At 68.5% G+C, this 13,171-nt stretch carries 13 protein-coding genes; 3 read left to right on the top strand and 10 right to left on the bottom strand.

Annotation, left to right across the window (positions count from 1 at the left end; genetic code table 11):
* Nucleotides 1–292 precede the first annotated feature (292 nt).
* Complete coding sequence (locus tag ACZ3IC_RS21395; RefSeq protein WP_467418202.1) at nucleotides 293–1,057, bottom strand: SIR2 family NAD-dependent protein deacylase; 765 nt, start codon at nucleotides 1,055–1,057, stop codon at nucleotides 293–295.
* Between the two features lie 68 nt (nucleotides 1,058–1,125).
* On the opposite strand from ACZ3IC_RS21395, the gene ACZ3IC_RS21400 reads away from it, so the two are divergent.
* Entirely contained in the window at nucleotides 1,126–1,320 is a 195-nt protein-coding gene (locus ACZ3IC_RS21400) for a DUF2191 domain-containing protein (RefSeq protein ID WP_467418203.1), read from the top strand.
* On the opposite strand, the gene ACZ3IC_RS21405 is transcribed toward ACZ3IC_RS21400, so the two are convergent.
* Nucleotides 1,295–2,497 (bottom strand): hypothetical protein, encoded by a 1,203-nt coding sequence (locus tag ACZ3IC_RS21405; RefSeq protein WP_467418204.1) that lies wholly within the window; start codon nucleotides 2,495–2,497, stop codon nucleotides 1,295–1,297. The two genes, ACZ3IC_RS21400 and ACZ3IC_RS21405, sit on opposite strands and share 26 nt — an antisense overlap.
* Nucleotides 2,498–2,788: 291 nt before the next feature.
* A complete protein-coding gene (locus tag ACZ3IC_RS21410; protein WP_467418205.1) occupies nucleotides 2,789–3,283 on the bottom strand; it encodes an NUDIX domain-containing protein in 495 nt (164 codons plus the stop codon).
* Nucleotides 3,284–3,415: 132 nt separating this feature from the next.
* On the opposite strand from ACZ3IC_RS21410, the gene ACZ3IC_RS21415 reads away from it, so the two are divergent.
* Nucleotides 3,416–4,531, top strand: coding sequence for a glycerate kinase (locus tag ACZ3IC_RS21415; protein ID WP_467418206.1), 1,116 nt, complete (start codon nucleotides 3,416–3,418; stop codon nucleotides 4,529–4,531).
* Between the two features lie 215 nt (nucleotides 4,532–4,746).
* Here the strand turns inward: ACZ3IC_RS21415 and ACZ3IC_RS21420 are convergent, their stop codons facing one another.
* Nucleotides 4,747–5,229 (bottom strand): SRPBCC family protein, encoded by a 483-nt coding sequence (locus ACZ3IC_RS21420; protein WP_467418208.1) that lies wholly within the window; start codon nucleotides 5,227–5,229, stop codon nucleotides 4,747–4,749.
* Between the two features lie 313 nt (nucleotides 5,230–5,542).
* Here ACZ3IC_RS21420 and ACZ3IC_RS21425 point away from each other — a divergent pair, with 313 nt between their 5' ends.
* A complete protein-coding gene (locus ACZ3IC_RS21425; RefSeq protein WP_467418209.1) occupies nucleotides 5,543–6,574 on the top strand; it encodes a zinc-dependent alcohol dehydrogenase family protein in 1,032 nt (343 codons plus the stop codon).
* A gap of 216 nt (nucleotides 6,575–6,790) precedes the next feature.
* Here the strand turns inward: ACZ3IC_RS21425 and pssA are convergent, their stop codons facing one another.
* The 6 genes from pssA to ACZ3IC_RS21455 all read right to left on the bottom strand — a co-directional run bounded on the left by pssA (nucleotide 6,791) and on the right by ACZ3IC_RS21455 (nucleotide 13,170).
* Nucleotides 6,791–7,645 carry a CDP-diacylglycerol--serine O-phosphatidyltransferase gene (gene pssA, locus ACZ3IC_RS21430; protein ID WP_467418210.1) on the bottom strand — a complete coding sequence of 285 codons (855 nt, stop codon included), beginning with the start codon at nucleotides 7,643–7,645 and terminating at the stop codon, nucleotides 6,791–6,793.
* Nucleotides 7,632–8,279 (bottom strand): phosphatidylserine decarboxylase, encoded by a 648-nt coding sequence (locus tag ACZ3IC_RS21435; RefSeq protein ID WP_467418212.1) that lies wholly within the window; start codon nucleotides 8,277–8,279, stop codon nucleotides 7,632–7,634. The genes pssA and ACZ3IC_RS21435 overlap by 14 nt, the downstream gene beginning before the upstream one ends.
* A gap of 181 nt (nucleotides 8,280–8,460) precedes the next feature.
* Nucleotides 8,461–9,666, bottom strand: coding sequence for an acyl-CoA dehydrogenase family protein (locus ACZ3IC_RS21440; RefSeq protein ID WP_467418214.1), 1,206 nt, complete (start codon nucleotides 9,664–9,666; stop codon nucleotides 8,461–8,463).
* A 2-nt stretch (nucleotides 9,667–9,668) separates the two neighbouring features.
* Nucleotides 9,669–10,196 carry a MaoC family dehydratase gene (locus tag ACZ3IC_RS21445; RefSeq protein WP_467418215.1) on the bottom strand — a complete coding sequence of 176 codons (528 nt, stop codon included), beginning with the start codon at nucleotides 10,194–10,196 and terminating at the stop codon, nucleotides 9,669–9,671.
* Nucleotides 10,197–10,198: 2 nt separating this feature from the next.
* Nucleotides 10,199–11,161, bottom strand: a complete 963-nt coding sequence (locus tag ACZ3IC_RS21450; RefSeq protein WP_405718402.1) for an HpcH/HpaI aldolase/citrate lyase family protein — start codon at nucleotides 11,159–11,161, stop codon at nucleotides 10,199–10,201.
* Nucleotides 11,158–13,170 carry a protein meaA gene (locus ACZ3IC_RS21455; RefSeq protein WP_467418217.1) on the bottom strand — a complete coding sequence of 671 codons (2,013 nt, stop codon included), beginning with the start codon at nucleotides 13,168–13,170 and terminating at the stop codon, nucleotides 11,158–11,160. The genes ACZ3IC_RS21450 and ACZ3IC_RS21455 overlap by 4 nt, the downstream gene beginning before the upstream one ends.
* Nucleotide 13,171: the final 1 nt, after the last annotated feature.

The raw sequence follows: 13,171 nt of genomic DNA on the forward strand, positions 1-13,171 counted from the left end.
AAGATCCCGGACGTGGACCACGCGGTCAGCTCGCCGAGCTGCGCCGCTCGCCCGGCGAGGTCGCCACGGTCCGCGCCGCCGCTTGCTGTGACGAGATCGGCGAAGGCGGCCGACATGGCGCGGTCGTGGGGCTTGTTCGCCAGTTCGTCGGCCGACAGGGCGGCCAAAGCCGACGGCGACGGTGTCGTACGAGGTCCGGGTGGTGCGGAGGGAGATGCTCGGTCATCCAGGGACCGTGCACCCCCCGCCGACACCCCCGGCGGGGTTGAGCGCCTTACGGTCGTACCGACCCTCAGCCCGCGGAGTCCGTACCGGAGGAGCCCGTACTCGCGTCCGGGGCCGCGGTCAGTCGTTTCAGCAGCGCTGGAAGCGCCGTGCCGATGGGCTCGCGGATGGTCTCGTCGGCCAGTTCGTCGTACGGCGTCGGTTCCGCGTTCACCACGATCAGCCGTGCCCCGTGGTCCACCGCGATTCCGGCCAGTGAGGCAGCGGGCTGCACCTGCAGAGTCGTACCGACGGCGATGAACACCTCGCAGGCCTTCGCGATCGACATCGCCTCGCCCAGCACCACCGGATCGAGCCGCTCACCGAACATGATCGTCGCCGACTTCAGGATGCCCCCGCAGACCGTGCACGGCGGGTCCGCCTCGCCCGCCTCGACCCGGGCCAGCGCCTCGGCCATCGGGGAACGGGCATGGCAACGGGTGCAGACCACCTCGCGTGCGGTGCCGTGCAGTTCGAGAACCTTGCGGGTGGAAAGCCCGGCGAGCTGGTGCAGACCGTCGACGTTCTGTGTGATCACCCGCACGGGAACGCCGGTCCGCTCCAGCTCCGCCACCGCACGGTGGGCCGCGTTCGGCTCCGCGCCCCACGTCGCGCTGGTGCGGCGCATCTGCCAGGAGCGGCGGCGGATCTCCGGATCGGCCATGTAGAAGTCGTACGTGACGAGCTTCTCCGCCTCCGGATCCCTGCGCCAAAGCCCACGGGGCCCGCGGTAGTCGGGGATGCCGGAGTCCGTGGAGATACCGGCGCCGCTGAGGATCGCGACGAGAGTCATGGCACGAGCCTACGCAGCGTCGGCCGACCCCCGCGAGGCTATTTCGCCCGGTGTCGGGGTCCGGGCCCATGGCCGAGGTCACGGTGGGTCTCGACGTGGAATTCGTGGTGGAAGTGATGGTGCTCGCGGGCGTCGGCAGCCCGCGGGATGCCGTCGAACTCGTCGTGCGCGACTACATCGCGCGCGGCCACCGCGCCGCGACCGCCGCGCGCGAGGAGGCGCAGCGCGGGGTGGACGTCAAGCGGCAGGACCCACAGGGCTGAACGGTGACGGGGTCCGGCCCGTCCAGGTGTTCAGCACGGCGCGGGCGGTCTGCTTGGTGACACCGCCGTCCTGGACCTTGCCGCTCTGCGCGACGTAGAACCGTCCGTCGTCGAGCGAGATGAGCCCGTACTGTCCGTACTGCCCCGGCGCCGGCCACCCGTACGTACCGGTCGCGGCGTCGTGCGCGCCCTCGCGTAGCAGGGGGAGCAGCAGTCCGCGCTCCGGCTTCTGCTGCCCGCGGACGGGGCCGCGCTCCGGCTTCCGCGCACCGTCCAGCGCGAAGACCGAGTAGTTGGGGAAGCCCGGCTTGGTGCCCTTGTAGGCGGCCATCAGCCAGTTGCCGCTGTACCCGTCGTACTCCAGGTTCTGCACGCCGTACGTGGTGTTTCCGGTGTACACGAAGAACTTGCCGTCGACATGCGGGGGGCCGCTGGTGTGCGGGGCCGATTCGGTCAGCGGGCGCTCGTACTTCGTCCACCGGGAGACGTCGTACTGGAGCAGCACCTGGTGGTCGTTGTCCGTGCGGCTCTTGTTGGCGTACACGCCGTACGCGACCGTCAGCTTCCGCTCACCGCGCTTGCCGTGCCGGTCACCGAACGCCGGGCCGAACGCGACGCCGTCGATGCCGCTGCAGCCGTAGCGGTGGTCGGGTGTATTGGCCGTGTCGCCGTCGAAGACGCCGTCGCCGTTCATATCGGCGGTGAAGTCCTTCACGACCTCCTTGAGATAGACGGTCGAGACGACACCCGTGGAATGGGCGTCCATGTCCATCCGGGTGATGCGGTCGACGTCGAGGATCGCGATGTAGAAGGACTTCGCCTCCTTGTACTCCAGCGAGCCGTAGACCCGGCCGTCCCTCTCGTTGAAGTCCAGATCGCCGAGGTGGCCGGTGAATCCGGTGACCGAGCCGACCGGGTTGCCCCTGAGGTCGGTCTTGACCAGCAGGTTGGTCATCGAGAAGTACATGAAGCCCTTGCGGCGGTCGATGGCCATACCCTGGACATGACCCGACTGCCAGGCGCCGCCGTCGACCACCGACGGCACGGTGCCGTGCGCGGCCGGGGTCGACGTCGGCTCCGCGATCGCGGTCGACGCCGTGGCGACAACCGCCGTACAGGCGAACGCTGCAACGATCGTGGCCAGCAGCCCGCCGAGGTGTCCCGTGTGCGTACGCATGATCCCTCCGCTGTTGTGGAGTTCGGATGATGCCGGTCGAGCGTGCACTGCGGACGAATGACACATGAACTCGGGCGTCCGGCAGCCGTCGACCGGACTATCAGCTGACGACCTGTCAATGCAACGGGACACAACGGGAATACGGGCTATAGGTCACGGGTGATGGGCGCGGGGTGCGAGTGGGCCCACATGTCATCCGGCCGCCGCACGGCCGTCCTCCAACCGTCAGTCGGTTACCGCACGGCCGTCTTCCAACCGTCAGTCGGTTACCGGGCGGCCGTCTTCCAACCGTCAGTCGGTCACCGGGTGGCCGTCCTCCAACTCCACTGCGCCGCTTCCGGAATCGAGAACGTCCAGGGCCGCTCTCAGACGCAGCGCGAGACCGCCGTGCAGATAGCGGTCGAGGTCGTCGCGCTCGACCAGTTCCCAGGACAGGAGCTCCTCGTCCTGCAGCCGGATCGCCTTCAATTCCGCCTCGTCCAGCACTCCGCCGTCGTACAGATACGCGGCGATCGGTGGCCGCTTCGGGCCACGTGCCCAGTCGATCGCGAGCAGTCGTCCCGGCTCCAGGTCGAGACCGATCTCCTCGGTCGTCTCGCGTCGCGCGGCCTGTCGAGGGCTCTCGCCCTCGTCGGACTCGATCGTTCCGCCGGGCAGCGCCCAGCCGTCCCGGTAGTTCGGCTCGACGAGCAGCACGCGCCCCCGGTTGTCCCGGAACACGGTGGCCGCGGCGGCCAGCACCCGAGGGAGGCCCGCGATGTAGGTGGCGTAATCAGTGGTGGTCACGCGGGCAGCGTAGTAGGGGTGGAGTCGGAGCGACGACGGCTCTGGGCAGCGGGTATCCGCTGCGGATAGGGTCAGGGGCGACGCGACTGCCTGTTCGAAAGCAAGGGATTCAAGGTGGCGGACGGAGCAGTGATGGAGACCGCACACGTGCTCGTCGCTGCGGACAAGTTCAAGGGCTCGCTCACGGCCGTACAGGTCGCGGAGCGGGTGACGGCGGGGCTGCGGCGCGTCCTCCCCGGGGTGCGGGTTGAGACCCTGCCCGTGGCGGACGGCGGCGACGGCACGGTGGCCGCGGCGGTCGCCGCAGGGTTCGAGCGCCGCGAGGTGCGGGTGGCGGGGCCTCTCGGAAACCGGGTGACCGCGGCGTACGCGCTGCGCGACGCGACCGCGGTGGTGGAGATGGCCGAGGCCTCGGGCCTCCAGCACCTTCCCGCAGGGGTGTTCGCCCCGCTCACGGCCACCACGTACGGCTCCGGCGAACTGCTGGCCGCGGCGCTCGACGCGGGTGCCCGGACGATCGTGTTCGGCGTCGGCGGCAGCGCGACCACGGACGGCGGCGCGGGCATGCTGGCCGCGCTGGGGGCCCGCTTCCTGGACGCGGACGGAAAGCCTGTCGGCCCCGGTGGCGGCGGCCTCGCAGATCTGGCCGAGGCGGACCTGTCGGGCCTCGACCCCCGACTGGCCGACGTGGACCTGATCCTCGCCAGTGACGTGGACAACCCGCTGAGGGGGCCGGAGGGTGCCCCCGAGGTCTACGGCCGGCAGAAGGGCGCGACCGAGGACGACATCGCAACCCTCGACGCAGCGCTCGCCCACTACGCGTCCATCCTGGGCCCGGACCACGCCCTGCTGCCCGGAGCGGGCGCGGCGGGCGGCATCGGCTACGGGGCACTGGTCGCCCTCGGCGCCCGGTTCCGCCCCGGTATCGAGGTCATGCTCGACGTCCTCGGCTTCGCCCCGGCGCTGGCTCGGGCCACCCTGGTGATCACCGGGGAGGGTTCGCTCGACGAGCAGACCCTCCACGGCAAGGCCCCGGCAGGCGTGGCGGCGGCCGCCCGCGCCGCGGGCATCGAGGTCGTGGCGGTCTGCGGCCGCTTGGCCCTGCCGCCGGAGGCCCTCGCCGGCGCGGGCATCCGCCGCGCGTACGCCCTCACGGACCTGGAACCGGACCCCGCGGTTTCCGTGGCTCAGGCGGGACCGCTACTGGAACGGGCAGCCGAGGCGATCGCGCGCGACTTCCTGCTGTAGTCCGCCCCGGTTGCGGCCCTCGAAACGCCGGACGGGCACGAAAGCCAAGCCCGTCCGGCGTGTGAAAGCCAAGCCCGTCCGGCAATCGAGGACAAAAGTGGGGGTCCGGGGCCGTCCGAAGCGGGGGTCCGGGCCGATCCCCGGTTTCGGGCGGGGGTAGGGGACGGCCCTGCGCAGCGGAGCGCCCCACCCCCACCCCGCGCCCTCCACCCACATCACCCCGCAGTCGGCGCCGTGTCCTGCCCGCCACTCGTATCCGTGCCGTCGGCGAGCAGTTCCGCCAGACACCGGAGCTCCGACGGCAGGTCACGACGCCACGCCATGGTCACGAACGGGGCAAGGATGATCATGCCGCCGTCCAGATGAGGTTTGACCGACACATGCACCATCGTTCCCCGCCGACTCGGTATCAGCCGGAACTCGAGTTCCGGGGAGTGGCGGCCCAGTGGGGTCCACATGCGCGCTCCGCGGAAGACCAGGTACTCGACAGGTGTGCTCGCGGTGCACGTGAGGCGATGCACACGCCGTCTGCCAGGGAACTTGCAGGTGTATTCGTCGCCCAGTTCTGCGGCGATCGGGCCCTCGATCACCTGATCGATGCTTGATGACCACACCGCCAGGTTCCGCGGATCTCGGAGAAACGAGAAGATCTCGTCGGCGGGGCGAGATACGTGGACATGCGCAGACACATGGGGCATGGCTCCACCTCTTACGGCTCCCGTCCGCCTGACTCTCGGCGTCCGGTAGCCCTCGTCGCGGTGCCGTCGCCCATCAGCATGCTTCGGATCGCAGGTCCGCGCACGCTTCGCTCGACCGATGGAGTGAATCAGAGGTTTTGCCGCGCCACCTTCTCGGCGAGTTGCGCACAGAGTTGCTTGATCTCCTGGTATGTGCGGTTCCGTTCGGTGACGACCGCCGCCAGGAGCAGCGCTGTGCGGTGCCGCGTGCGGGCCGCGGTGGCCGACGTACGGGGTGGTTGCCCGTTCCACTCCGTCGCCGCACGCTGGATGTGTGGCTGTCTCCGCGTCCGCCCCGGCTGAGCAGAGCGGCTGGGCCGTCCAGACACCCGGTCCCATCGGTACCGGGCCCTTGGCGCGCGTGCACCGCACGCTGCCTGCTCCCGGTCCGGGGGAGCTGCTGCTGAAGGTGGAAGCGTGTGGTGTCTGCCGCACGGATCTCCATCTGGCCGAGGGCGATCTCCTGCCGCGCCGTCCCGCCACGGTCCCCGGCCATGAGATCGTCGGCCGGGTGGCGGCGGTCGGTGATGGGGCCGGCCTCTTCCGCGTCGGCGACCGGGCGGGTGGAGCCTGGCTGCGCGGTACGTGCGGGAGCTGCCGGTACTGCCGTGGCGGCCGGGAGAACCTCTGCCCGCGGTCCACCTATACGGGGTGGGACGCGGACGGCGGCTTCGCTGACACGGCGCTGGTTCCGGAGGCGTTCGCCTACCGGCTCCCGGAGGATCAGGACGCCGCCCGGCTCGCACCTCTCCTCTGCGCAGGGATCATCGGATACCGGTCCCTCCGGCGCAGCGCGCTGCCGGAGGGTGGGCGGCTGGGAATCTACGGCTTCGGCGCCTCGGCCCACCTGGCCGCCCAGGTGGCCCTCGCCGAGGGCGCCACCGTTCATGTGCTGACACGCTCGGCGCAGGCACGTGCGCTCGCGCTGGACCTCGGCGCCGCATCGGCGGGCGGCGCCTACGACCGCCCGCCGGAGCCTCTGGACTCGGCGATCCTGTTCGCACCCGTCGGCGACCTGGTGCCGGTGGCGATGGAGGCGCTGGACAGGTCCGGCACGCTCGCCATCGCCGGAATCCATCTGTCGGACATTCCCGCACTGAACTACCAGCGCCATCTGTTCCAGGAGCGCAACCTGCGCAGCGTCACCTCAAACACCCGCGAGGACGGCCGCGATTTTCTCGCCCTGGCAGAACGCGTGGCCATCCGTGTCACGGTGAGCACCTACCCGCTGAGCAGGGCCGACCAGGCACTGGCCGATCTGGCGGGCGACCGGGTGAACGGCGCCGCCGTGCTCGTACCCGGCTGATGTCCGAGCGGTGAGGAGTGGGCGGGAAGCACCGGGACCACGTGGCCGGCAACATGGCAGCCGACGGTGTCCGATGGGGGCCGGTCCTCTGCGGCAGGGCGGCGATCTTCGCGGGGTCGGCGATGTCGTGGCGCAGGTCGCTGCCGCTGCGGCCGACGCGGGAGGGCCCCGGGTGCTGGGGAGCACCCGGGGCCCTCTGACGTGTCTTCTGTGCCGCTACGGCAGCTGAGCCGCCCGTGCCTCGCGTCGGTTGTAGCGGAAGGTGTTCACCCGCCGTGCCGTCGCGAAGAGCGGGATGACGGCTCCCAGGACCACCTGTAGCGCGCAGCCGGTCTGGAGAAGCAGCTGACCGCCGGGGGCGTCGAACGCCCACGCGGCCAGGAGTCCCATCGCGGCCACGATCCAGCTGAGTATCGCCACCGCGAGGACGCCCTGCGGCTTCGGGTACTCGACCCGGCTGACCATCAGCCACGCCACGCCGACGATCGCGAGCAGCGTCGGTGGGAAGGGCAGCTCCAAGAGCACGATCGAGACGACCGTGAGTGCTCCGAAGGGGCTCGGCATGCCCTGGAACATGCCGTCCTTCATGGTCACGCAGGAGAATCTCGCAAGCCTGAGCACCACCGCCAGCAGCACCACGATCGCCGCCAGCGCCGACACCCGCTGGTGTGCGTCGTCCGCGACCATGCCGTACACGAGGACGAAGTACGCCGGGGCGAGCCCGAAGCTGATCAGGTCCGAGAGGTTGTCCAGCTCGGCACCCATCGGCGAGGAGCGCAGCTTGCGTGCCACGAGCCCGTCGAAGAGGTCGAACACCGCGGCCAAGAGCATGAGGATCACCGCAGTCGCTGCGGAGTGCCTGGCCATGCCGCTCTGATCGCTGCCCGTGAGGTGCGGGATGAGGATTCCGGTGGTGGTGAAGTACACCGCCATGAAGCCGCACGTGGCGTTACCGAGAGTGAGGGTGTCCGCTATCGACAGCCGCAGAGAGAGTGGCATGTCCTCGGCGTCGTCCTCGGACTCGGCCTCGGGCACCCAGCCGGCCTGAGTATCAGGATCAATCACGGTCAATTCGAGTCACCCCCGCGGTGGTGGCCTGGCCGACCTCGACCGCGACATCGATACCTTCCGGAAGGTAGATGTCGACCCGGGAGCCGAAGCGGATCAGGCCGACGCGCTCGCCCTGTTCCACCTTTGTGCCCTGCGGGATGTAAGGGACGATGCGGCGGGCGACCGCACCCGCGATCTGCACCATCTCGATGTCACCGAGCTCGGTGTCGAAGTGCCAGACAACGCGCTCGTTGTTCTCGCTCTCCTTATTGAATGCCGGGACGAACCCACCGGGGATGTGCTCGACCGAGGTCACCGTGCCGGCCAGGGGCGCGCGGTTGACGTGGACATTCAGCGGGCTCATGAAGATCGCGACGCGGGTACGCCCGTCCTTCCACGGCATGATGCTCTGCACCACGCCGTCGGCCGGCGAAATGACTCGGCCCCGGGTGATCTCACGCTCGGGGTCACGGAAGAACCACAGCATGCCCGCCGCGAGCGCGGTGGTGGGCACGGCCACCGCGGCCCAGCGTCCGGACCTGCGGGCCCGGGTGAGGCTGAGCGCCGCGGTGGCGACGGTCGGGAGGAGCCACGGCGAAGCTCCGCGCGCAAGGCGGACTCCGCCGCGTGGTGCAGAGGTTTGGCTGTCGGGCATGGATGACCTTCGTAGCGGATGATGCCGCGCTGGCAACGGGGGACGGCGGCTTTTCCGGCGATGCTATCGGTTGCGGGCAACAACTGGGCAAGCCAGCAGCCGAGTCGGACGGCTGGAAGGCGTCGGCTGAGGATGACAGAGTGTGATCTTCTTCGCGACTAAATCGCCCTGAAAGGGACAATCAGCCCTGGAATCGATACTCCTCAAGGAGTCGGCGTCCAATGATCATTTTCTGGATCTCGGCGGTACCTTCACCGATCAGCAGCATCGGTGCCTCCCGGTAGAGGCGCTCGATCTCGTACTCCTTGGAGAAGCCGTAACCGCCGTGGATCCGGAAGGCGTCCTCGACGACTTCCTTGCAGTACTCGGAGGCGAGGTACTTCGCCATCCCTGCCTCCAGGTCGTTTCGTTCCCCGGAGTCCTTTTTGCGGGCTGCGTTTACCATCATTGCATGGGCGGCCTCGACCTTGGTGGCCATTTCGGCCAGCTTGAACTGGATCGCCTGGTGCTGAGCGATCGGCTTTCCGAAGGTGTGGCGCTGCTGGGCGTAGGAAACGCCCAGCTCGAATGCGCGCTGTGCGACGCCGCAGCCGCGTGCGGCCACATTCACCCGGCCGACCTCGACGCCGTCCATCATTTGGTAAAAACCTCGGCCGGTGGTGCCCCCCAGTACCCGATTGGCCGGAATGCGTAGTCCGTCCATGATGAGTTCGGTCGTGTCGACGCCCTTGTAGCCCATTTTGTCGATTTTGCCGGGGATGGTGAGACCGGGTCGGACCTCGCCGAAGCCGGGCTCCTTCTCCACCAGGAAGGTCGTCATCGACTTGTGCGGGGCGGTCCCCTCGGGGTGGCCTTCGTCACTTCGGCACAGGACAGCGACGAGCGAGGACGTGCCGCCGTTCGTCAGCCACATCTTCTGGCCGTTCAGGACGTACTCGTCGCCCTCCTTGACGCCCTTGGAAGTGATCGCCGAGACATCCGAGCCCAGCGCCGGCTCGGACATCGAGAATGCGCCCCGGACCTCGCCCAGCGCCATCCGCGGCAGGAACGTGTCCTTCTGCTCCTGGGTGCCGTGCTGCTTGAGCATGTACGCCACGATGAAGTGCGTATTGATGATTCCCGACACGCTCATCCAGCCGCGGGCGATTTCCTCCACGCACAGCGCGTATGTGAGAAGCGACTCACCCAGACCCCCGTACTCCTCGGGAATCATCAGTCCGAACAGGCCGAGCTCCTTGAGTCCCTCGACGATCTCGGTCGGGTATTCGTCACGGTGCTCCAGCTGAGTCGCGACCGGAATGATCTCCTTGTCGACGAAATCCCGGACCGTGGAGAGGATTTCCTGCTGGACATCATTGAGACCGGCGGTCTGGGCGAGTCGCTTCATGGCTACTTCTCCACGTTCTTCTGCGAAGGCTGGTTCAGCTCGGGGCGGCCGGGCTGCTCGCCGCCGCGCTCCTTGACGTACGTCTCGGTGGGCACCATCACCTTGCGACGGAACACGCAGACCAGCGTGCCGTCCTGCTTGTACCCCCTGGTCTCCACGTAGACGATTCCGCGGTCGCTCTTGGACTTTGACGGAATCTTGTCGAGAACGGTCGTCTCGCCGTAGATCGTGTCGCCGTGGAAGGTTGGCGCGACATGCTTCAGCGACTCGACCTCCAGATTGGCGATCGCCTTTCCGGAGACATCCGGAACCGACATGCCGAGCAGTAGCGAGTAGATGTAGTTGCCGACGACAACGTTCTTTCCGAAGTCGGTCGTCTTCTGCGCGTAGTTGCTGTCCATATGCAGCGGGTGGTGATTCATGGTCAGCAGGCAGAAAAGGTGGTCGTCGTACTCGGTGACCGTCTTTCCGGGCCAGTGCTTGTAGACCGCACCGACCTCGAACTCCTCGTATGTGCGTCCGAACTGCATGATCAGGCCTCCGGCGCTTCGAACTTGGAGGTGCGCTGCATCCCGGCCGCGCGGCCCTTGCCCGCGATGACGAGGGCCATCTTGCGGCTGGCCTCGTCGATCATCTCGTCGCCGAGCATCGCCGAGCCCTTCTTGCCGCCCTCCTCGGAGGTGCACCAGTCGTACGCGTCGAGGATCAGCTCGGCGTGGTCGTAGTCGTCCTGCGAGGGCGAGAACACCTCGTTGGCCGCGTCGACCTGACCGGGGTGCAGCACCCACTTGCCGTCGAAGCCCAGCGCCGCGGCACGGCCCGCGACCTCGCGGTACGCGTCCACGTCACGGATCTGCAGGAAAGGACCGTCGATCGCCTGGAGGTCGTGGGTCCGGGCCGCCATCAGAATGCGCATCAGGATGTAGTGGTACGCGTCCGCGCCGTACCCGGGCGGCTGCTGACCGACGACCAGGGTCTTCATGTTGATCGACGCCATGAAGTCGGCCGGGCCGAAGATCAGCGTCTCCAGACGGGGCGAGGCGGCGGCGATGTCGTCGATGTTCACCAGGCCCTTGGCGTTCTCGATCTGGGCCTCGATGCCGATCTTCCCGACCTCGAAGCCCATCGTCTTCTCGATCTGGGTCAGCAGCAGGTCGAGAGCGACGACCTGCTGGGCGTCCTGGACCTTGGGCAGCATGATGCAGTCGAGGTTCTGACCGGCGCCCTCGACGACCGTGATGACATCGCGGTACGTCCAGTGGGTCGTCCAGTCGTTGACCCGCACGACCCGGGTCTTGCCGGTCCAGTCGCCGTTGTTCAGCGCATCGACGATGGTGTGCCGGGCGCCCTCCTTGGCGAGCGGTGCGCAGGCGTCCTCCAGGTCGAGGAAGACCTGGTCGGCCGGGAGGCCCTGGGCCTTCTCCAGGAACCGCGGGTTCGAGCCGGGCACGGCCAGACATGAGCGGCGCGGGCGCAGGCGGTTGACGGCAGTCATGCAAGGACCTCCACAGGGTCGAGCTTGTTCGCTTTCCGTATCTCGTCGACGATACGGCCGATGATCTCCGTGATACCGAAGTCCTTCGGGGTGAACACGGCGGCGACGCCCGCCTCGGTCAGCGCGGCGGCGTCGGCGGGCGGAATGATCCCGCCCGCGATCACCGGGATGTCGGCGGCGCCCGCCTCACGCAGCCGGTTCAGCACGTCCGGCACCAACTCGGCGTGCGAGCCGGACAGGATCGACAGACCGACGCAGTGCACGTCCTCGGCCAGGGCGGCCGAGACGATCTCTTCGGGGGTCAGCCTGATCCCCTGGTAGACGACCTCGAAACCGGCGTCACGGGCCCGTACGGCGATCTGCTCTGCGCCGTTGGAGTGACCGTCCAGGCCCGGTTTGCCGACCAGCAGCCGCAGCCGTCCGGCGCCCAGATCTGCCGCGGTGCGGGCGACCTTCTCGCGGACCAGGGCGAGTGGTGTGCCGGCCTCCGCGGTGACCGCGACCGGAGCGGAGGAGACGCCCGTCGGAGCCCGGAACTCGCCGAAGACATCGCGCAGCGCCCAGGACCACTCGCCGGTGGTGACACCCGCGCGGGCACACTCCACGGTCGCTTCCATCAAGTTCTCGGTGCCCGCGGCGGCCTTCTTCAGCGCGGCCAGTGCGTCGCCTGCACGGGCCTCGTCGCGGTTGTCGCGCCACTCGTGGAGCGCTGCGACGACCCGGGCCTCATTGGCGGGGTCGACCGTCATGATCGCCCCGTCGAGGTCCGCGGTGAGCGGGTTCGGTTCGGTTGTCTCGTAGACGTTGACGCCGACGATCTTCTCCTCGCCGCCTTCGATCCGCGCCCGGCGTGCGGCGTGCGAGGAGACCAGTTCGGACTTCAGATAGCCGGACTCGACGGCCGCCATGGCGCCGCCCATCTGCTGGATCCGGTCGATCTCGGCGAGCGACTCGGTGACCAGCTCGTTCACCTTGGCCTCTATGACATGCGATCCGGCGAAGATGTCCTCGTACTCCAGCAGATCGCTCTCGTGCGCGAGCACCTGCTGGATACGGAGCGACCACTGCTGGTCCCAGGGCCGGGGGAGCCCCAGCGCCTCGTTCCAGGCCGGCAGCTGGACGGCCCGGGCGCGGGCGTCCTTGGACAGGGTGACGGCCAGCATCTCCAGGACGATGCGCTGGACGTTGTTCTCCGGCTGCGCCTCGGTCAGGCCGAGCGAGTTGACCTGCACGCCGTAGCGGAAGCGGCGCTGCTTGGCATCGGTGATGCCGTACCGCTCGCGGGTGACCTGGTCCCAGATGCGGCCGAAGGCGCGCATCTTGCACATCTCCTCGATGAACCGGACACCCGCGTTCACGAAGAAGGAGATCCGCGCGACCACATCACCGAACTTCTCCTCGGGCACCTGACCGGAGTCGCGCACGGCGTCCAGGACCGCAATGGCCGTCGACATGGCGTACGCGATCTCCTGGACCGGAGTGGCGCCCGCCTCCTGCAGGTGGTAACTGCAGATGTTGATCGGGTTCCACTTCGGGATGTGATTGACCGTGTACGTGATCATGTCGGTGGTCAGGCGCAGCGAAGGACCGGGCGGGAAGACATGCGTCCCGCGCGAGAGGTACTCCTTGACGATGTCGTTCTGCGTGGTGCCCTGGAGCCGGGTGGGGGCGGCGCCCTGCTCCTCGGCGACCACCTGGTAGAGCGCCAGCAGCCACATCGCGGTGGCGTTGATCGTCATCGAGGTGTTCATCTGCTCCAAGGGGATGTCCTGGAACAGTCGGCGCATGTCACCGAGGTGCGAGACCGGCACGCCGACCCGGCCGACCTCGCCGCGGGCGAGGATGTGGTCGGGGTCGTACCCGGTCTGTGTCGGCAGGTCGAAGGCGACCGACAGACCCGTCTGGCCCTTGGCGAGGTTGCGCCGGTAGAGCTCGTTGGAAGCCTCGGCGGTCGAGTGACCGGCATACGTCCGCATGAGCCACGGGCGGTCCTTCTGGCGGCCCGTCATG

The organism is Streptomyces sp. NPDC002958 (assembly GCF_055563255.1).